We start from the raw sequence: 20026 nt of genomic DNA on the forward strand, positions 1-20026 counted from the left end.
TCGTTGGTCTCCTTGGTGGCTAGTGTGCCCGGGGACCTCTAACTATGGATGGACCAATTTTACGGGGAGTCGACACGGTGATCGACCCAATGCTGGATGGTCGATCGACTTTATGTCCGATGCGCTATGGGATGGTCGACGTTTCCGCACGTTCAATGTCATCGACGATTTCAGTCGGAAAGCCTTGGCGATCGAAATGGACTTGAATCTGCCGGCTGCGTCATCCGAACATCGGAACGCATCGCGGTCTGGCCCGGTAATCTGAACAGGCTTCGTCTGGACGAAAGACCTTAATTTTCCGCGCTGACTTGGTTGAGTGGGCTGAGCGCAAAAGCATTGCATTGAATTTCATCGGGCCGAGGTGTTTTATGCAGAACGGCTTCATCGAACGTTACAACGACAGCTATCCACGCGGCGTACTAGGAATGCACATTTTTCCCGCACCCTGAGCGAAGTCCGCGATCAGACCGGGCATTAGCTGGCCGACTATAACCAACAGATCCCGCACGACAGCGTAGGCGGGCTAACGCTCGCCGAGTTCCATGATCAATATCAACCGCTGACCTCCAATTTCAGTTGGCATTGAATTGCCGGTTGGCTGAGAACAACAGGTCGGATCGACATCCATCGACTAATGCTTCTGTTAACTAGATTATCATTGACTGGAAATAGTTACGGACTTCAACTTCATTACGCCGCCTTCACAGCCGTCGACATATAGAAGAATCGGCGACTTGTTCTGCAATGCAACCAGTAAAAGGGATACCATTTCTTTTTGCATCGGCGTAGTTGGCTGAATTAAAAAACGATTTCCTGCTCCACAGTTGGCGCCACTCGGCAGAGGACCTTCTGTATCTACAAAAAACCCTTCCCCGACCCAACCAGTCGCAAGAGACTTTATCGTATTTCCACCGATTGTATAGGCAGCAGCGAAGCTGTCGACGCTCACCAGCATTAGCGCAAAAAACAGCATTTTCTTCATTCCACACCCCCCTTGATCTGATTTAAATAAATTAAGCAGTCTATTTTTTTATTCGTGCTTCCAATGCATCTCCCAGCATTGACGGACAGAGACACTGGAGACTTTTTGCATCCACCCCAAACAAAATGAAAAACCTAAATTTCTCACTCAGGCCTTCAATTGCGGTTGTCCCCACGACGCGACGCTTGAACAACTCGCGACATGTTGCCATAGCGTGAAATTCCGCGCGAGTCATTTGAGCGGCAATGTGGAGGATTACGGACTCTTTATGCTGAGGAGCCGATGTGAGGCTGGCTCCTTTACGTCTGGCCAGCCTACCTTGGCACTCCCGCACTGTGGTGCGTTGAGCCGAACACGATGTGTATCCTGATTTTGCGAGGTCCTCAGGCCGATCCGGCACCGTTGGTGCCGATGCAGTTGCCTGAGTGTGCTGGCCGTGCGCTGCGTACGTTGGCATGTGCCGATGTGGATAGCTTGATCGCCGAGTTGCATGCGGCCGGTGGCGATGCGGAGGTGGAGTTGGTATTGCTGGACTCGGGCGATCTGCCGTTGTCTGAGCGCAGGTGTGCGAGGGCCTTGCGCGTTGCCGTAGATGCATTGCCTAAGCCGTATATCGAGCTTCATACCGATGCCGACCAGGAGCTGGAGCCGTGGCTGCATCCGCAACATGCGCCGCTGGCGGTGGTGATTACGCCGCACGATGCGCCGCGCGCCTATGCGATGTCGCTGGGTATTGCGGCGCGTTGTCTGCCGTCGCTGTGCGCGTCCTTGCGCGCCGCTGCCTGAGGAGGCCGCCATGTCGATCATGATCGTGCGTGGGCCGGAGGCGGCGATGCCGCTGGTGCGTGGGCCGCAGCCGTTGCCGCGGGCCGTCATTCGGCAGCTCGTGCAATGCGCCGGCGACGCGGGCAAGACGGTGGCCTTGCGTGCCTGCGGGTCGGAGCAGGAGCTGCTGGATGCCTTGCGCGTGGCCGGGCAGGCGCGGATGGAAATCGCGTTGATCGATCCGGGCAGCTGCGTGGACAGTGCGCGCCTGCACCGTGTACTCAGCGCGTTGCCGTACCCGTTCGTGGAAGCTCACGACGATAGCGTGGACCGTCCGGAGCGTTGCCTGCCGGAGGGGTTCGGGCAGCGCATTGCGACGGTGCGCGGTTACTGCGCGCAGAGCTATCTGCTCGGGCTGGAAATTGCGTTGGAACATCTGGGCTGCACGGAGATCCAGGGCGATGTCCACGTCGGTACCTGAGCTGCGCCAGCTGCATTATTTCGCCGACTACGAGGGCTATTGCGACGGTCGGCCGGTGCTGTGGGGGCAACTGGCCCACAGCGTGGACGTGCCTGCCGATGGCGTGCTGGATGCCGCCGGGCTGGTCACTGCGTTGCGCCGCCGTGCGGCAGAGGCGCACGGGTTGGAAGCGGGGCAGATCCGCTTATGCCAGGTCACGCGACTGTAGCGGCTGCGTCCTGCACACGCTGCCTTCTTGGTACTGCCAGATGGCATCCGGCGTCGAACGCAGTATATCGATCACCGCTGCGCTGCCAGAGCTGAGCTGTGCAACTCGAACGGCGCCACCGGAAGGTGGCGCCGTCGATCTGCCGTGCTGCCGTCATGCAACGCAGAGCATCGGCGTTGACGCTTACTTGCCTGCAGCCGTGTCCGGCACGAACTTGATCAGCTGGTTGGCCGTGGCTGCCACGCCGAAGTTGTTGCGCGCATAGCCGGAGCCCCAGTACAGCGCACCGTCGACGATCGATGGCGCACTCATCACCGAGCCGGTGGCCTTGTAGTTCCACAGCGTGGCGCCGGTGTCGCTGTCCAGGGCCACCATGTTGCCTGCCATCGAGCCGGCAAACAGCAGGTTGGGCGAGACGCTGATCGGACCCTGGGCGCCGGCCGGGACGGCCGGGTTGACGGGGTTGATGCCCGGCGCCTTGACCTGCCACAGAATCCTGCCGGTGGCCGCATCCAACGCTGCCCACGAACCGCCGTTGTGGCTGACCGTGTTGCCCGGCGCCAGCGTGTAGGGGGTATTGAGATTGTTGTTGATGCCGACATACACGCGCGACTTGTAGGGGTCGAACGCTGCGCCCCATTCGATGCCACCAGTGGTGCCGCCCGGGCCGACCTGCGTGGACCACACCTTGGCCCCGGTTTTGGCGTCGAAGGCCCAGTAGATGCCGCTCTTCTGGCCCGCACCGACCAGTTGCTGCAGCTTGCCCTCGCGCTGCACCGCGAACAGGTTGATGCCTGCGCCGCCGAAATCGTAGTCGGGCCCGGTCAGATTGCTCGCCTGGGTACTCGGGCACAGGCCATTGGCCGGGGCGAGGATGCAGGACAGGTTCCACGCGTCGTAGCCCTGGTTGCGGTTGGCCCAGACCAGCTTGCCGGTGTCCAGGTTCAGCGAGATCACCGAGTCGACGTAGTTGTCCGGCGCCATGCAGTTGAGCTCATCCTGCACGGTCAGGTCGCTGCCGCGGTAGGCGCGTGCGTTGGACACGCAGTTCCCCACACTGGCGGGAATGTTGTAGTTGTTGCCGGTCCCGAAATAGATGCGGCGTGCGACGGGATCGACGGCGACCTGGCCCCACGTCGATGCGCCGGTGTAGCCTTCGGGTGCGTTGTAGAACTGCCAGATTTTCTTGCCGGTATTCAGGTCCAGCGCCACGACACTGCCGCGGAACGAGAAGCGGTGCGTCGGATCAAGACTTTCATAGTCCCTGGACGACACGCCCAGGTATACGCGGTTGCCGTAGACCACCGGAGATGAAGTGATCTGCGCCTGCGGGTTGGTTTCCACCTCGCTCTTCCACAGCAACTTGCCGGTCTTCTTGTCCAAGGCCAGCACGGTGCCGCCGGCCATGTCGCCCAGGATGATGCTCTTGGCAGTGATGGCCGGGGTGGTGCGCGAGAGCGAGGTGCTCTTGCCGGTGTAATCGGACAACTTGGCCTGCCAGTTCGGCTTGCCGGTCTGGGTATCCACGCTATACAGCGTGCCGCCCCAGTCGGGCACGTACAGCGTGCCGCCCTCGATGCTGGGCGTGGCCGAGATGTCGCCGGTGGTGGTCAGGGTCCAGGCCGGCTTGAGCGTGCTGACGGTGCTGGGATTGATCTTCCACTCGCCCGGTGCGAAGCGGGTGTTGAAGTAGCCGCCACCGGCGATGGGCCAGCTGGTGGGGCTGGCGAACGGAAGGTCTTTGCCGAAGCTGCGCCACACCTCGCCGGAGCGTGCGAAGGCCTGGGTATCCAGGGACGACACCGGCTGTGCGGCGGGCGTGCCGGACTGGGCGAAAGCCACTGCGCTGGCAAGCAGGCAGGGAACGAGCGTCAAACTGCGAAATCGCAAGCGGCGAATTGAATGTGTCATCACGGCATGTCCATAGATGAAGGAAGCGCTGGATCCCCCCGGATCTGCCGAGTGAAGATGGCCGATTGTGGTAACCGTGCAACACAGGCACGTCGCTGCATTCATTCAACGGTCGGGTCCGTTCGCATCTGGTGTCACCAGCTCGAAAAAATTGCGTTCAGCGTGTTCGTTATTCGCACAAATGCTGATGATTCATCACTATTCGCGTCTGCTGCGATAGGAAAAATGATTGGTGGCAATGCCTGTGTATTTGCTCAAAAATCAATGGTCTGCAAAAAGTAACCAGGAAATTTTGCGCCACCTTGTGAGGTGGATCACTGTGATGAACTAAGCCCCTCTCTCCTGGGAGCAAGAAGGCACTGCTTGCGCGCCACTGGCGCGCGTACCTTGGAGCGCCCGCGTCGCAAACGCGGGCCGGGGCGCGGAGCGAAGGTTGGGGTGAGGGTACGGTGGCGAGCCACACAGGGGTTTGGAGTGCGAGGCTTCGCTCGTACCCTCATCCGCCCCTTTGGGGCACCTTCTCCCGGAGGGAGAAGGGAACACTGTCATAGCGCATCACGCGCTTTGAGGTGAGTGTGCCGCTGTGTGCACTGCCGCGGGAGCGATCAGCGCCAACTGCGCGATCGCATCCTGCACCACCTCCGCCACCGTGGCGTCCACATCCACCGACACCACGTCGGCTTCGTCCAGCGGCAATTCCAGTGTCTGCAACTGGCTGTCGAGCAGGCTGGGCGGCATGAAGTGGCCGGCGCGTGCGCTCAGGCGCGCAGCGATCACGTGCGGGGCCGCGTGCAGGAACACGAAGCGCAGTGGAATGCCGCTGCGGCGCAGCAATTGACGATGCGTGCCGCGCAAGCCCGAAAACGCGAGCACCACCGACTCGCCGGCCTGGACGCAGTCACGCAGCGTGGCCGCCAGCAACTCCACCCACGGCAGGCGCATCGCATCGGTGAGCGGTTGGCCTGCGGCCATCTGCGCGCGTGCGGCCACGCTGTGGTAATCGTCGGCATCCAGAAATCGGTAGCCGTAATGCGCTGCCAGGGCCTGCGCGATGGTGGTCTTGCCACTGCCGGAAACGCCCATCACCACGATGGCCAGGGGCGAAGCGGACGCGGGTGTAGCGGGGGCGGCGGTGTCCATCACGTCAGGTTATATCTCCGGAGCGATTCGGCATTTTGCCGGATTTCACGTTGGCGGCAGCCGATGCGTGGTGTAGCGTCGGCGCTCCTCGCCAGGTGAGCGGGCCGCCCAGCGTAACGGCGCGCTCGGCCGGGTTCAACGCACTCCAAGGTCTGCCGATGACGTCATCGCCTGCAACGTCTCCTGCATCGGCGCGCCTGCGCTGGCGCGAAAAGCTGGGCTACGGCGCCGGCGATCTGGGCCTGAATCTTTACTGGGCCAACATCTCCGCGTTCTTGCTGATCTTCTACACCGACACCATGCATCTGCCGGCAGCGGCCGTGGGCACGATGATCCTGTTGACCAAGATCGCCGATGCGATCGCCGATCCGGCGATGGGCGCATTGGCCGATCGCACACGCAGCCGCTGGGGCAAATTCCGCCCGTATCTGTTGTGGGGCGCCGTGCCGATGGCGGTGACCGGTGTGCTCGCCTACACCACGCCAGCGCTGGATCAGAACGGGCGCATGTGGTGGGCCACGATCAGCTTCCTGGTGATGATGCTGGCCTACACCGTGGTGAGCATTCCGTACTCGGCATTGTCGGGTGTGATCACTGCCGACAGCAGCCAGCGCACCAGCTTGATCAGCCTGCGCTTCATCGCCGCGTTCGCCGGCACCACGCTGGTCAATTACTGCACCCTGGACCTGGTGGCGTGGCTCGGTGCCGGCAACGATGCACTGGGCTGGCAGCGCACGATGATGCTGTACGGCGCGGTGGCGGTGGCGCTGTTCGTGACCGTGGCGCTGACCACGCGCGAGCGCGTGCAGCCACCGCCGCAACAGCGCACGCCGATCCGCCTGGACATCGCCGACCTGCTGCAGAACAAACCCTGGTGCGTGCTGTTCGTGCTGTCGTTGATCATCATGATCACCATCGTCATGCGCGGCGGTGCAGGCGTGTATTACCTCAAGTACTACGTGCAGCGGCCGGAGCTGACCGGGCTGTTCCTGGGCGGCTATTCGGTGTCGTTGGCGGTGGGCGCGGCGATCACGCCGCTGCTGACACGGCATTGGGACAAGCGCCAGTTGATGACCACGCTGATGGCGATGGTGGGCGTGTTGAGCTGCCTGATGTTCTTCATTCCTGCCGATGCGGTGTGGGCGATCTTCGCGTTGAACATGTTGATCGGGCTGGCACTGGGACCGAAGTCGCCGCTGGCCTTTTCAATGTATGCCGACAGTGCCGACTACACCGAGTGGCGCACCGGCCGGCGCGCCACCGCAATGACCTTCGCCGCTGCGACCTTTTCGCAAAAGCTCGGTGGCGCACTGGCCTCGGCCGGCATCGCCTGGGTGCTGGCGGGCATGGGCTATGTGGCCAACAGCGCGCAGTCGGCCGGGTCGTTGACCGGCATCGTGCTGCTGCTGACGGTGATCCCGGGCGCGGTGGCGCTGCTGGCAGCCTGGACCATGCGTTTCTATTCACTCGATGATGGCTTGTTGCGCCGCATCCAACACGAACTGGCCGCGCGCAAGCGCGACGAACAGGAGCACCGCTGACCGTGTCCGCACTTTCCCAGGCTGATTCCAGCACCACGTCCAACGACGATCTGTCCGCGTTGCTGGCGCCCAGCGCCGACGGCACGCGGTATGCGCTCTACAGTCCCACTGCGATGCCGAACGCGGGCGGATTCCTGTGGAATCGCCGCATGATGCTGCAACTCACCTGCCGTGGGTACGCCACCGGGCAGTTCATGCAGCCGGAGCCGGCCAAGTACGGCCATGCGCCGCTACTGGAGGCGCGCAACTTCATGATGCCCGAGCAGCCGTACTACGCGCATCATCCCGGGCGTTTCTTCTATCTCAAGGACGAAGACAGCGGCGCGTTGTATTCGGTGCCGCACGAACCGGTGCGCGCGCCGCCGGAGCAGTTTGTGTTTTCCGCCGGCAAGCACGATGTGCGCTGGCGGGTGCGCCATGACGGCATCGTGGTGGAGCTGTGTGTGGCGTTGCCCACCGACGATGCAGTGGAGTTGTGGGAGTGCCGCGTGCATAACCTGTCCGGCCGCACGCGCCGGCTCAGCCTGTATCCGTATTTCCCCATCGGCTACATGTCGTGGATGCATCAGGCCGGCGCCTACGAGCCGGCGCTGGGCGGCATCGTCTGCCGTAGCGTGACGCCGTATCAGAAGGTGGACGATTATTTCCGCCAGCGTGACTTCAAGGACTGCACTTTCCTGCTGCACGAGCAACCGCCGGTGGCCTGGGACGCGCAGCAGATGGCCTTCGAAGGCGAGGGTGGCCTGCATGCGCCCTCGGCCATCCAGGCCGAGCAGCTGGGCAATAGCCAGGCGCACTACGAGAATCCGGCAGCCGCGTTGCAGTACCGGCTGACGTTGGATGCCGATGCGGCACGCGTGTATCGCTTCGCGTTCGGGCCGGCCAAGGACGATGCGGAGATCGCCGCGCTGCGTGCGCGTTATCTGTCCGAAGCCGGCTTTGCTGCCGCCGCGCGCGACTACGCGCAGTATCTGCAGGGCGGGCAGGGCTGCGTGCAGATCGCCACGCCCGATCCGGCCCTGGACAACCTGGTCAATCATTGGTTGCCGCGGCAGGTGTTCTATCACGGCGACGTCAATCGCCTGACCACCGATCCGCAGACGCGCAACTATCTGCAGGACCACATGGGCATGGCCTACCTGCAGCCGGCCACCGCACGCGCGGCGTTGCTGCATGCGCTCTCGCAGCAGGAACCCAGCGGGGCGATGCCGGACGGCATCCTGCTGGTGGAAGGCGCCGAGCTGAAATACATCAACCAGGTGCCGCATACCGATCATTGCGTGTGGTTGCCGATCTTCCTGAGTGCCTATCTGGCCGAAACCGGTGATGCCAGCGTGCTCTACGCGGTGGTCCGCACGCAGGACGGGCAGGCGCTGAGCGTGGCCGAGCGCCTGGATGCGGCCATGCAATGGTTGCTGGACGCCCGTGATGCACGTGGCCTGAGCTTCATCGCCCAGGGTGACTGGAACGACCCGATGAACATGGTCGGCTGGCGCGGCAAGGGCGTGTCCGGCTGGCTCACCGTGGCCACCGCGTACGCGCTGCGGCTGTGGTCGGGCATCTGTGCAGTGCATGGGCGAAGCGCGCAGGCGGAGACGTTTGCGCAGGCCATGCAGACGGTCAACGCCGATGCCAACCGCGAACTGTGGGACGGCAATTGGTATGCGCGCGGCATCACCGACGATGGGGTGCGCTTCGGCATCGCCGAGGACGTGGAGGGGCGCATCTATCTCAATCCGCAGAGCTTTGCGCTGCTGGCCGGCACCGCCGACACCGCGCAGCGCGACGCATTGCTGGAGGCGGTGCGCGAACAGCTGCATACGCCGTACGGACCCGTGATGCTGGCCCCGGCGTATACGCACATGCGCGATGACGTGGGCCGGTTGACGCAGAAGTGGCCGGGCGCCGCGGAAAATGGCGCGGTCTACAACCATGCGGTGGCGTTCTATCTGTACAGCCTGTACCAGATCGGCGAAGCCGACCGCGCCTGGGAGATCCTGCGCGCAATGCTGCCCGGCCCCACCCGCGAGGATGTGCTGCAGCGGGGCCACCTGCCGGTGTCGTTGCCCAATTACTATCGCGGCGCCTGGCATCAATATCCGCGCACCGCCGGGCGGTCCAGCCAGCTGTTCAATACCGGCACGGTGGCCTGGGTCTATCGCTGCGTGCTCGAAGGCCTGTTCGGCCTGGTCGGCGAGGGCGATGCATTGGCGATCCGCCCGCAGCTGCCCTCGCACTGGCCGCACGCGCAGGTGACGCGCCAGTTCCGCGGCGCGCAGTTCGAGGTGACGCTGACACGTGAGCCGGAGCGTCGCGACATTGAGGTACTGGTGGACGGCGAAGCCTGCCCGGACCCGCGCGTGCACGGCATTGTCGCCGGACGCACGTACCAGGTGCAGGTGCGGCTACCGGGCTGAGTGGCGCGTCCGCGGCGCTTGATTGGGGGCAACTGCGATAACTGCCAAGCTGGTGTAGGAGCGCGCTTGCGCGCGATGAGGCTTTCCCGCCGGTGCCCTGTCGCGCGCAAGCGCGCTCCTACGCACGTGCGGCCAGGCGGGCTGTTCCCCACTCCCGATTCCCCACTGCGTAAACTCCCCGTTCGCATTGGCCTAGGAACGCCCCTTGGTATCAAGCTGGATCCTGCTGCTGGTCTCCGTCGGCTATGCCGCGCTGCTGTTCGGCGTGGCGTGGTGGGGCGACCGTCGTCCGCTGTACCCGGAGCGGCCGTGGCTGCGGCCAGCGGTCTACAGCCTGGCGCTGGCGGTGTACTGCTCGTCGTGGACCTTCTATGGCGCGGTCGGCTCGGCGGTGCGCAACGGCATCGGCTATCTGCCGATCTACCTGGGCCCGCTGCTGTTGCTGCTGTTCGGCTGGCGCATCATCGAGCGGCTGGCGCTGATCGCACGCGCCGAGAACACCGTTTCCATCGCCGATTTCATTTCTTCTCGCTATGGCCGTTCGCGGCGGCTGGCGGCGCTGGTGGCGGTGATCGCGCTGGTCGGCATCGTTCCGTATCTGGCCCTGCAGTACAAGGCAGTGGCGATGAGCCTGGAGGTGCTGACCGGGCATAGCAGTGCCGGGCGCGGCATCTTTGCGGATCCGGCGCTGTACGTGGCGCTGTTGATGGCCTTGTTCGCCACCTTGTTCGGCACCCGCCAGGTCGATGCCACCGAACACCACCGCGGCATGATGCTGGCGATCGCGCTGGAGTCGGTGATCAAGTTGATCGCCATCGTCGCGGTGGGCCTGTTCGCCTGGATGTGGCTGAGCGACCACCAGGTACCCATCGCCGACTCGGCGCGCACCTTGTTCGAGCACACCCCGTCGGTGGGCTTCATTTCGCAGACCTTGCTGAGCTTCCTGGCGGTGATCTGCCTGCCGCGCCAGTTCCATGTGGCGGTGGTGGAATGCAGCGACGTGGGCGACATCCGGCGCGCGCGCTGGTTGTTCGGCGCCTACCTGGTGATCATCTCGGCGATGGTGGTGCCGATCGCATCGGCCGGCGTGGCCTTGTTCGGCAAGGGCAGCACGGTGGTCGACGACGCGGTGGTGCTGGCGCTGCCGCTGAGCCAGGGCAACACCGTGCTGGCATTGGTGGCCTATGTGGGCGGGTTCTCGGCCGCCACCGGCATGGTGATCGTGGCCAGCATCGCGTTGGCCACCATGGTCAGCAACGACCTGGTGATGCCGGTGCTGCTGCGCCGCCGCGGCAGTGCCGATGCGCGCGCGGCGGTGGCATCGCGCGTGTTGTGGATCCGTCGCGTCGCCATCCTGCTGCTAGCGCTGATCGCCTACGGCTACCACCGCAGCGTGGCCAACGACACCACCCTGGCGGCCTACGGCCTGATGGCATTCGCGGCGGTGGCGCAGTTCGCACCCGGCGTGATCGGCGGGCTGTACTGGCGCGGCGCCAGCCGCAAGGGCGTGGAGACCGGCATGGTGCTGGGCTTCATGACCTGGATCTACACATTGCTGCTGCCGGCCGCCACGCGCGCGGGCTGGATGCAGCCGGACTGGCTGGTGGACGGGCCGTTCGGCATCGCCTGGTTGCAGCCGCAGCAGCTGTTCGGCATGCATGGCTGGGACCCGCTGGCGCACGGCACGTTCTGGCCGCTGCTGATCAACGTCGGCGCGATGATGCTGGTCTCCGCACGCTGGCGCCCCGGGGTGGACGAACGCCTGCGCGCCGCGCCATTCCTGGACCCGTACGCGCAGCGCCCGGCGGTGGCCGGCGACTGGCCCGGGCATGTGCGCGTGGCCGACCTGCAGGCCCTGGCCGAGCGCGTGGTGGGCGAGCGGCATGCGCATCGCGCCTTCGTCGATCAGGCGGTGCTGCTGGAGCGTGAGCTGCAGCCCACCGTGGTGGCCGATCGCGCCTGGGTGCAGTTCACCGAACGCCTGCTGGCCGCCTCGATCGGCGCGGCCTCCGCGCGCCTGGTGCTGACCAGCCTGTTGCGCGGCTCGGGCATGGAACTGGGCGAGGTGGTAGCGGTGCTGGACGAAGCCGGCCAGGAGCTGCGCTTCAACCGCGAGATCCTGTCCACCACGCTGGAAAACATCAGCGCCGCGGTCAGCGTGGTCGACCCGGAAATGCGCCTGACCGCGTGGAATCGCCGCTACCAGCAGCTGTTCGGGTATCCGGATGGCATGCTGTATGTCGGTCGCCCGGTGGCCGACCTGATCCGCTACAACGCCGAGCGCGGCGAGCTGGGCGAGGGCGATATCGAAGACCAGATCGATCGCCGTATCCGCCATATGCGTGCCGGCTCGCCGCATGTGTTCGAGCGCACCCGCAGCGACGGCAAGGTGATCGAGATGCGCGGCCAGGCGCTGCCCGGCGGCGGCTATGTCACCAGCTACAACGACATCACCGACTACAAGCGTGCCGAACGTGCGTTGCTGGACGCCAACGAGAACCTGGAGCAGCGCGTGGCCGATCGCTCGCGCGAGGCCGAGCTGGCCCAGCAATCCAAGACGCGCTTTCTGGCTGCGATCAGCCACGACGTGTTGCAGCCGCTCAATGCCGCGCGGCTGTTCGCCTCGGCCTTGCGCGAGAGCCATCAGAACAACGAGGAGCAACGCCATCTTGCCGAGCGCGTGGATGCCTCGCTGCGCGCGGCCGAGGAGCTGCTCGATGGCCTGCTCGACGTCTCGCGGCTGGACGCCGGCGGCTTGCGGCCCACGGTCGAGGACTTCGACGCCAGCGCACTGATGCACGAACTGGCCGCGCAATACGCGCCGGTGGCGTCCAGCCGCGGCCTGCAGCTGCAGGTGCACAGCCGCCCGTTGTGGGTGCGCAGCGACCGCCGCCTGCTGCGCCGGGTGATGCAGAACTTCCTGGCCAATGCGCTGCGTTACACGCGCCAGGGCCGCATCGTGCTGGGCATGCGCGGCCGCGGCGACCAGGTGGAGCTGCAGGTGTGGGATACCGGCCCGGGCATTCCCGAGCACCACATGCGACAGATCTTCGAAGAGTTCCGCCGCTATCAGCAGCCGTTCGACTGGGGCGAGCAGGGCCTGGGGCTGGGCCTGTCGATCTGCCAACGCATCTCGCGCCTGCTCGATCACGACCTGAGCGCGCGCAGCCAGGTCGGCCGCGGCAGCATGTTCTCGATCCTGCTGCCGCGCGTGGCGGCAGTGCCGCTGCCGCCGGTGCTGCCGGTGGCGGTGGCGCGTACGCTGCCCAGCGGCGATTCGCTGGCCGGCCTGCGCGTGCTGTGCGTGGACAACGACCGCGAGATCCTCGACGGCATGCGCGCCTTGCTCGGTCGCTGGCAGGTGGAGGTGATCACCGCCAGCACGGTGGATCAGGCGCTGGAACGTGCGCGCGAACAACCCGACCTGATGCTGGTGGATTACCACCTGCACGACCGGCTCGATGGCCTGGACACGCTGGATGCGCTGCAAGCCGCCGCCCCTGCACCGATTGCCGGCGCGCTGCTCACCGCCGATGGCCGTGATGAACTCAAGCAACTCGCGCGCGAACGTGGCTATCGCCTGCTGACCAAACCGGTGAAGCCGGCCTCGCTACGCGCGTTCCTGAGCGCGCATCACGATGCGAAAACGCGCTGACGGGTGCTCACCAGACGGCATCGCGACATGCGGGACTGCACGCGGCATCAATGAAAAATCCCCCGATGCCGATCGCGCGCGGAGCGCAATGCCGCGCATCGTAGGAGCGCACCCGGGCGCGAGAGGCATTACCGATAACGCCTCATCGCGCCCAGGTGCGCTCCTGCGGGAGACCGCTGCGTGCTACGCGGCGCCGCTGAGGTGTTCGTAGAGGATGACGCTGCCGACGATCACCAGGATCGCACCGCCGAGGATTTCTGCGCGCTTGCCGATCAGGTTGCCGAGCACACGGCCCAGCATGACGCCTGCGGTGACCATGCTGAAGGTGCACAGTCCGACCACCACCGCCACCACGCCGATATGCACGTCCAGAAACGCCAGGCTCACGCCGACCGCCATCGCATCGATGCTGGTGGCAAAACCGGTGGTGGCCAGGGCGAGCAGGCCATGCCGTTTTGGTGTGTCGGCAGCTGCATCTTCAATCTCGTCGGCTTCGTTGCGCAGGCCGGCCACAATCATGTGCACGCCCAGGCCGCCGAGCAGCACGAAGGCAATCCAGTGATCGAACGCACGCAGGTGGCTGGACGCGGCGCGCCCCAACAGCCAGCCGATCACCGGGGTGATCGCCTCGATGCTGCCGAAGATCAAACCGGCGCGTAGCGCATCGCGCCACTGCGGTTTGCGCATCGCCGCGCCCTTGCCGATCGCAGCGGCAAACGCATCGGTGGACATCGCAAAACCGATCAACACAATGGAAAACGGGGACATCGACATTCTCGGGTTGGGCACGATCACAACGACATGCGCCCGCGCCAACCGTTGTTGTGCGCGCATGCCGCTGGTCTCGCCAAACCGGAACTGGTTGCCTGCACCACGGCGCAACGGCCGAGTATGTTGATGCAGGCGCTTTCGATGGACGAAAGCAGGCTACTCCCCAAGGGGCGCGCAGTGTACCAACGCATGGCCGCGTTCGGTGCGTCTGCACTGCACGCGAAGGTCGGTCTGATCTTTATAGCCGTGGCTATGCGGATGTTTGGCGGTGTGCCTGCGGCGGCGCTCAGTGCGTTTGCAATAGCGCACTGACTGCGTCCATTTCCACATCCCTGCCGTGTTGCAGATCCTCCGCGGTGATATTTACCGGCACGTCCGGCACCACGCCGCGATCTGGCTGTACGGTGGTTGGAAACCGCGCTACCAGCGGCAGATCCACCTCGATCTGCGAGTTGGGCAAGTGCAGGAAAAAGAACGCGCTGCCATTGGTGCCGCGCAGATTGCCACCGGTGGGCTGGCCGACCAGGGTGGCTAACCCGCTGCGCTGCACCCGCTGTACGAACGTGAAGGTGGCCGAGCTGTTGTCCGGGCCGATCAGCACGAACACCTTGCCGTTGAAGTGCGGTGCATTCGGTGTCACGCGGTCTTGTGCATCTGCACCGGCTACAGGGTTGAGCGTGTAAAAACGCGCGTCGTAGGCAACCGCACGCGTGCCCCAGTCGCGAAAGGACGCGTCCCAGGTGGTGACGTATGCCGCCAGCGCGTCGGGCAAGCGCCGGTAGTGCACCAGCGTGCGCATCTGCGGTGCCGCGATCTCACCGGCTGACAGATAACCAAGCAAGACGCTGCCGACATCCAGCCCACCCTCGTTGCCGCGCAGATCGATCACCAACGCGGGGATCTCGCGATCGGCCAGCGCGGTGAAACTGCGCGCCAGAAATGCCTGCCAGTCCCAGTGACTGTCGTACACCGCCCAGGTCGGCATCTGCAGCACCGCCAGGCCAGGTGTGGACAGGTCCAGGTGCCATGCGGGCGCCGCACTGTCGTCGCTGCGCATGGCTGCCATCGCGCCACGTTGCGCCGCGTTCAAACCGTGGACGCGTACGTCGCGTTCCTTCGCCGTCCCTGGCCCGCGCACGCGCAGCAACGGATTGGCCGAAAGCTGCGGAAACAGCAGCGGCAGGTAAACGTCGAAGGCTTCGATACGTGCGAATCCCTGCAACTCCATCTGCACGATGCGCTTGCCGTCGTTGCTGCCATCGGCGCGCGCCACGCTCATCAACGCGGCCAGGATCTGCGTCGAGGCAATGCCATCGATCGTCAGTACTTCCGTGCCGGGCACCAGTGTGCGCTGGTCGGAGCCGTTACGGCTGATGACCATGCGGCCCTGCAGCCAGCGGAAGTGGAATGGCAGATACCGGTCGTTGGCGAACAGGGCGTGCCGGACCGGTTCGGGTTGATTGAGGAAATTGGGAAAGCTATGGCCGCAGCGCACACTGGCGGTCAGGCGAGAGATGGCCAGATAGGTCTCGGCAAGCGTTGCGCCGTTTCCCAGTTCGGCACGCAAGGCATCGAAGCGCTGCGTGATCTCCTGTTCGGTGGAGTAGCGGTACAGACCCGGGTGCAACGTGACATAGGCACGCTGCAACACATCGATATCGGCGAGCAGCGCCGGGCCTGTGAGCGGGCTGTCGCTGCGCAGCGCCGGTGGCGGGGGTGCGGTCCTGCCGGTGCATGGCAGCCAGATCGACAGCAGACTCAGCAACGCAGCGAGATGGCGCAGGCGCAGTGACATGGCAACCCCTTGTGTGAGAAGCCGCCAGCATGGCCAAGATTGCATCGGCGGACGACTCAAACACGCAATCGATGCGCGCTTTTCAAGCGATGCGACGTTGCTCGCGCCGATAGTCGCTGGGTGTGCAGCCGGCGCAGGCGCGAAACACCCGGTTGAAGCTGGCCTTGGAGCCGAAGCCGACCGCCAGCGCGATGTCCAGGATGTCCTGATCGCCACCCAGCAGGCGCTGCGCTTCGGCGATGCGCAGCCGATTGAGGAACGTGCTGAAGGTCTGACCCAGCCCCTCGTTGAGCGCGCGCGAAAGATAATTGCTGTTGGTGCCCATGCGCCGGGCCAGCTCGGGCAGGCTGAGGTCTGGCTCGCGCCACCAGCCGTGCGTGGTGACCTGCGCTGCGACCTGCTGCCCAAGCACGTGCCAGTCCTTGTCCTGGGCGGCAGCCGGCGCCGGTTCGCCCGATCGTTCCGATTGCGTAGCGCGCGGCAGCACTGCGTCGCGCGGCGGATAGTGCACCCTGGCGTGGCGCCAGCCTTCCAGGCCCAGGTAGTAGATCAGCGCGGCGGTGGCCAGATAGCGCGGAAACTCATCGATATAAGACAGCCGATGCCACAACCGGTCACTGGCGGTGAAGCCCAGCCGCAACAGCACCAGCAATGCCGCGGCCAGCAGGAAGCCGCGCAGCCACGGCAGCCGCAGTTCCTCGCGCGCGCCGCTGTGATGTTCCAGCCAGCCTTGATAGGCGAGGTACTCGCGCCAGGCCAGCACCAGATAGACCGTCAGCGAGGCCAGCACCAATGCGTCCTGCAGCGGCGCGATCCAGGGCACGTGGACGGCAGCGTTCCAGGCCCATTTGCGTTGCAGCGGCCAGGTGAACAGCCACGTGTAGTAGCCGCCCTGCAGCAGCGCCGGTAGCAGATGCAGCGCCCAGCGACGCGGCAGCCGTTGGCGCGCCAGTTGGCGGACGTAGAGCCACAGCAGCGGCCCGATCGCCAGCTCCCAGGACAACGGCGCGTAGGTCAGACCTGGGTAGGCATCGTAGGCGCCGGCATAGCCGAGCGTGTACGGCGTGATCAGGGCGACCACGACCAGCAGCAGTGCAGCCAGGCAGCGGTTGGCGATGCGATTGGAACTGGTCGACAGCAGCAGGCCCGCGCCGAGCACGCCATGCGCGCTGCCGAGCAGCAGGATGGTGCTCCACATCCCGAACTTGATGCTGGACATGCGATCCCGCTTGGTCGATCGCGCCGAGTATAGAGGCGATCAGCGGTGGCCCGGGCCGCGAATGCGCGGCGGCTGGCTTCTGCGCGGCTAGTGCAGTCCGCTGGAAATCTCGGCGGTGGCCGCACACAAGGCCTGCAGCGCCGCGTGCGGGCCGACCAGCTCCGGGCGGCGTGCGATGAAGGGCACAGTGAGCGTGTACGTCGCGCTGCCGCGTTGCAGGATCGGTGCGGTCAGGTCGACCACGCCTACCACTGCCTCGCTGGGTTGCATGGCGTAGCCATCGTTGCGCGCCTGCGCGGCCGCAGCCAGGAACTGCGCGCGCTCGAACGGCACTTCGCTGGCGTCGAGCATGTCCAGCCAGCGCGCCTGCACCTCCGGCTGCTGGAACGCGAACAGCACCAGCCCGGAGCTGGAATGAGTCAGCGGGCGGCGGTGGCCCGGACGCACCACCAGGCCCAGGTCGCTGGGCACGTCCATCTGCGCGATCACCACGATCTGGTCGCCGGACGGTGCCACCAGGTGGCAGGGCTGATAGATCGCATCGGCCAGCCGGCGCATCACCGGCAATGCCGCTTCGCTGATGCTCTGCACCTGCGGCTGCTGCATGCCGAGCATGAACAGCCGATTGGTCAATACATAGTCGCCTTCGCCGTCGCGGGTGAGATAACCGCGCTCCTCCAGCACCTGCAGCATGCGGAAGATCTCCCCGCGCGAGCGGCCGATGCCCTGCGAGATCGCGCCCATGCTCATCGGCTGCGCCTGGCGGGCGAGCAGCTCGAGGATGTCCAGACCCTTGTCCAGGGCGGGGGCGCGGTACTTGGCGGGTTCGGTGCTCATCCGTCTGCGGTTCCAGGCAAGGCTGCGGCGCGCCAGGGTACAGGCATCGCGGGCAGCGGTGAGGGTCGGCTCTCGCGTGCAAATATAAACAAAGTTTTTATATTTGCATGGCGCTGGCGCGCGCAGTACGCTCGCCGCACAGCAACGCAAGCGCCACAGCCTTGGGAGGGGATCGGTCGCATGCATCACAGTGACATTGCCGCGTCACCGCGCGGCAACCTGGCGCGTACCGCCATGGTTCCCCTGTTGTTGATCGTCAGCCTGTTCTTTTTGTGGGGCATGGCCAACAACCTCAACGACATCCTGATCAAGCAGTTCAAGAAGGCCTTCGAGCTGACCGACCTGCAGGCAGGGCTGGTCCAAAGCGCGTTCTACCTGGGCTATTTCGTGTTCGCGATGCCGGCGGCGATGTTCATGCGCCGCTACAGCTACAAGGCCGCGGTGGTGCTGGGCCTGCTGCTGTATGCCTGCGGCGCGTTCCTGTTCTATCCGGCTGCGCAGGTGCATACCTACTGGCTGTTCCTGCTGGCCTTGTTCGTCATCGCCAGCGGCCTGGCGTTCCTGGAAACCACCGCCAACCCGCTGGTGACCGTGCTCGGCCCGGCAGAAGGCGCAGCGCGGCGGTTGAATCTGGCCCAGGCATTCAACCCGTTGGGCTCGATCACCGGCGTGCTGGTCGGCCAGCACTTCATCTTCTCCGGCGTGGAGCACACCCCGGCCGAGCTGGCGGCGATGACGCCGGCCGCGCGCGCGGCATTCTTCGCCACCGAATCGGCAGCGGTGCAGACGCCTTACCTAGTGATCGGCGCGGTGGTGGTGGTGTGGGCGATCCTGATCGCGCTGGTGCGCTTTCCCACCGGCGATGCCCGCATGGGCGAGGCTGCGCCCAGGCGTGCACGCTTTAGCGAACTGCTGCGCAACCGGCTGTTCGTGTTTTCGGTGGTGGCGCAGTTCTTCTACGTAGGCGCGCAGGTCGGCATCTGGAGTTATCTGATCCGCTATCTGCAGGACGCGGTGCCAGGCACGCCGGAAAAAAGCGCCGCGACGTATCTGACCATCTCGCTGGTGCTGTTCATGGCTGGCCGTTTCATCGGCACCGCGCTGTTGCGCTATCTGGCGCCGGCCAGGTTGCTGGCGAGTTTTGCCACGATCAATCTGGTCTTGTGTGCGGTGGCGATTGCCTTCCCCGGTTGGACCGGCCTATACGCGCTGGTGGCCGCAAGCGTGTTCATGTCGGTGATGTTTCCGACCATCTTTGCGCTGGGCCTGGACGGCATGCATGACGATGCGCGCAAGCTGGGCTCGTCCTTGCTGGTGATGTCCATCATCGGTGGCGCGCTGCTCACTGCGGTGATGGGCGCGGTGTCGGATATGGCCGGTATCCACTGGGCGATGGTGGTGCCGGGCGGGTGTTTTGCAGTGATCTTGCTATTCGCCTTGCGCGCACGGCGCACCGCGCAGGTGGTTGCAGGAGCAGGCGCATGAGCACGCGGCGGCTGTGCTACGTGCTGGATCTGCACGACGATGCGCAGTTGATCGCCGACTACGAGCGTTGGCATCGGCCCAGCGAAGTGTGGCCGGAAGTGGTGGCCTCGTTGCAGCAGGCCGGCATCCTGGAGCTGGAAATCTTTCGCAGCGGCGATCGCTTGGTGATGCTGATGGAGGTCGGCGACGGCTACGATCCGGCGGCCAAGGCGGCGCGCGATGCGGCCGATCCGCGGATCCAGGCCTGGGAAGACTTGATGTGGCGGTTCCAGAAACCGTTGCCGGGCAGTGCGCCGGGGGAAAAGTGGCGCGAGGCCGGGCGCATTTTTGCGTTGAGTGAGGCGATTGAAGCGGCGCAGGGTTAGGGTTTTGCCCTAAGTTTTTGCGGATGTTTTGGCTCCGCAATGGGGTGTTGGTCTTGGGTATCTTTGCTGTCGCTGTCGCTGTCGCTGTCGCTGTCGCTGTCGCTGTCGCTGTCGCTGTCGCTCTGGCGCGCAGAGAATCGAAACAGGGAGTTTTTTTGCAGGCGCATCGTGCGTTGTACTTGCTGCGCAGCGAAAGCGTGACACCAGTCAGCGACGGAAAATGCCCTGCCACTGCCTATTGCGCATGCGTGGTCCGCGCAGTTGCCCTGCGTATCGAGAAAGCCCTTCGCGGCTGAAGCCGCTCCTACACGTCGTGCGATCCAGGTGATGCGATGCGTTGGATCACGCCTTCGCTGCGGCCAGGTCTTGGAAGATGCGGCCATCGGGATGGCGGAATTCTGCGATCTGCAGCTGTCGTGCGCGTGCTACATGCAAAAGCGGCCTCAGTCGCGAT

At 64.8% G+C, this 20026-nt stretch carries 17 protein-coding genes, 1 pseudogene and 1 riboswitch; of the genes and pseudogenes, 10 read left to right on the forward strand and 8 right to left on the reverse strand.

The features are described 5' to 3' along the window. Positions 1-76: 76 nt before the first annotated feature. Positions 77-586: pseudogene (locus LL972_RS17635) on the forward strand (integrase core domain-containing protein); the annotation flags it as partial. A 69-nt stretch (positions 587-655) separates the two neighbouring features. On the opposite strand, the gene LL972_RS17640 reads toward LL972_RS17635, so the two are convergent. Then, on the reverse strand, positions 656-982 hold the full coding sequence (locus tag LL972_RS17640) for a hypothetical protein (protein WP_228328699.1): 327 nt from the start codon (positions 980-982) through the stop codon (positions 656-658). Positions 983-1339: 357 nt separating this feature from the next. Here LL972_RS17640 and LL972_RS17645 point away from each other — a divergent pair, with 357 nt between their 5' ends. Genes LL972_RS17645 through LL972_RS17655 form a run of 3 tightly spaced genes read left to right on the forward strand, consistent with a single transcriptional unit; the run spans position 1340 to position 2436 of the window. Continuing rightward, positions 1340-1768, forward strand: coding sequence for a hypothetical protein (locus tag LL972_RS17645; protein ID WP_228328700.1), 429 nt, complete (start codon positions 1340-1342; stop codon positions 1766-1768). Between the two features lie 10 nt (positions 1769-1778). Then, complete coding sequence (locus LL972_RS17650) at positions 1779-2228, forward strand: 3-dehydroquinate dehydratase (RefSeq protein ID WP_046345097.1); 450 nt, start codon at positions 1779-1781, stop codon at positions 2226-2228. Then, complete coding sequence (locus tag LL972_RS17655) at positions 2209-2436, forward strand: hypothetical protein (protein WP_016903869.1); 228 nt, start codon at positions 2209-2211, stop codon at positions 2434-2436. Before LL972_RS17650 ends, LL972_RS17655 begins: the two co-directional genes overlap by 20 nt. A 183-nt stretch (positions 2437-2619) precedes the next feature. Here LL972_RS17655 and LL972_RS17660 read toward each other — a convergent pair whose 3' ends face one another. Next, a complete protein-coding gene (locus tag LL972_RS17660; protein ID WP_228328701.1) occupies positions 2620-4347 on the reverse strand; it encodes a PQQ-binding-like beta-propeller repeat protein in 1728 nt (575 codons plus the stop codon). 51 nt (positions 4348-4398) lie between these two features. Here LL972_RS17660 and LL972_RS17665 point away from each other — a divergent pair, with 51 nt between their 5' ends. Then, positions 4399-4629, forward strand: coding sequence for a hypothetical protein (locus LL972_RS17665; RefSeq protein WP_228328702.1), 231 nt, complete (start codon positions 4399-4401; stop codon positions 4627-4629). A gap of 273 nt (positions 4630-4902) precedes the next feature. Here the strand turns inward: LL972_RS17665 and LL972_RS17670 are convergent, their stop codons facing one another. Continuing rightward, positions 4903-5487, reverse strand: coding sequence for a gluconokinase (locus LL972_RS17670; RefSeq protein ID WP_228328703.1), 585 nt, complete (start codon positions 5485-5487; stop codon positions 4903-4905). 158 nt (positions 5488-5645) lie between these two features. On the opposite strand from LL972_RS17670, the gene LL972_RS17675 reads away from it, so the two are divergent. The 3 genes from LL972_RS17675 (at position 5646) to LL972_RS17685 (ending at position 13100) form a co-directional block, all read left to right on the forward strand. Beyond that, positions 5646-7028 (forward strand): MFS transporter, encoded by a 1383-nt coding sequence (locus LL972_RS17675; protein ID WP_228328704.1) that lies wholly within the window; start codon positions 5646-5648, stop codon positions 7026-7028. Between the two features lie 62 nt (positions 7029-7090). After that, positions 7091-9445, forward strand: a complete 2355-nt coding sequence (locus LL972_RS17680; RefSeq protein ID WP_228328724.1) for a GH36-type glycosyl hydrolase domain-containing protein — start codon at positions 7091-7093, stop codon at positions 9443-9445. Between the two features lie 205 nt (positions 9446-9650). After that, positions 9651-13100 (forward strand): hybrid sensor histidine kinase/response regulator, encoded by a 3450-nt coding sequence (locus LL972_RS17685; RefSeq protein ID WP_228328705.1) that lies wholly within the window; start codon positions 9651-9653, stop codon positions 13098-13100. A 183-nt stretch (positions 13101-13283) separates the two neighbouring features. On the opposite strand, the gene LL972_RS17690 is transcribed toward LL972_RS17685, so the two are convergent. The 4 genes from LL972_RS17690 to LL972_RS17710 form a co-directional block, all read right to left on the reverse strand. Next, positions 13284-13868, reverse strand: coding sequence for a manganese efflux pump MntP family protein (locus LL972_RS17690; RefSeq protein WP_228328706.1), 585 nt, complete (start codon positions 13866-13868; stop codon positions 13284-13286). A gap of 12 nt (positions 13869-13880) precedes the next feature. Next, a riboswitch (yybP-ykoY riboswitch) is annotated at positions 13881-14042 on the reverse strand. A gap of 115 nt (positions 14043-14157) precedes the next feature. After that, on the reverse strand, positions 14158-15666 hold the full coding sequence (locus LL972_RS17700) for a S41 family peptidase (RefSeq protein WP_228328708.1): 1509 nt from the start codon (positions 15664-15666) through the stop codon (positions 14158-14160). A gap of 82 nt (positions 15667-15748) precedes the next feature. Continuing rightward, positions 15749-16864 carry a helix-turn-helix domain-containing protein gene (locus tag LL972_RS17705; protein WP_228328725.1) on the reverse strand — a complete coding sequence of 372 codons (1116 nt, stop codon included), beginning with the start codon at positions 16862-16864 and terminating at the stop codon, positions 15749-15751. 108 nt (positions 16865-16972) lie between these two features. Then, on the reverse strand, positions 16973-17722 hold the full coding sequence (locus tag LL972_RS17710) for an IclR family transcriptional regulator (protein WP_228328709.1): 750 nt from the start codon (positions 17720-17722) through the stop codon (positions 16973-16975). A gap of 180 nt (positions 17723-17902) precedes the next feature. Here LL972_RS17710 and fucP point away from each other — a divergent pair, with 180 nt between their 5' ends. Both fucP and LL972_RS17720 read left to right on the forward strand, forming a co-directional pair. Next, entirely contained in the window at positions 17903-19207 is a 1305-nt protein-coding gene (gene fucP, locus LL972_RS17715) for an L-fucose:H+ symporter permease (RefSeq protein ID WP_228328710.1), read from the forward strand. Beyond that, entirely contained in the window at positions 19204-19572 is a 369-nt protein-coding gene (locus LL972_RS17720) for an L-fucose mutarotase (protein ID WP_228328711.1), read from the forward strand. Before fucP ends, LL972_RS17720 begins: the two co-directional genes overlap by 4 nt. Here the strand turns inward: LL972_RS17720 and LL972_RS17725 are convergent. Beyond that, positions 19569-19955, reverse strand: coding sequence for a hypothetical protein (locus LL972_RS17725; RefSeq protein ID WP_228328712.1), 387 nt, complete (start codon positions 19953-19955; stop codon positions 19569-19571). The genes LL972_RS17720 and LL972_RS17725 overlap by 4 nt on opposite strands. Positions 19956-20026 lie beyond the last annotated feature (71 nt).

This window comes from Xanthomonas campestris pv. asclepiadis (assembly GCF_020784175.1).
GTDB classification, from domain to species: Bacteria; Pseudomonadota; Gammaproteobacteria; order Xanthomonadales; family Xanthomonadaceae; genus Xanthomonas; species Xanthomonas campestris_D.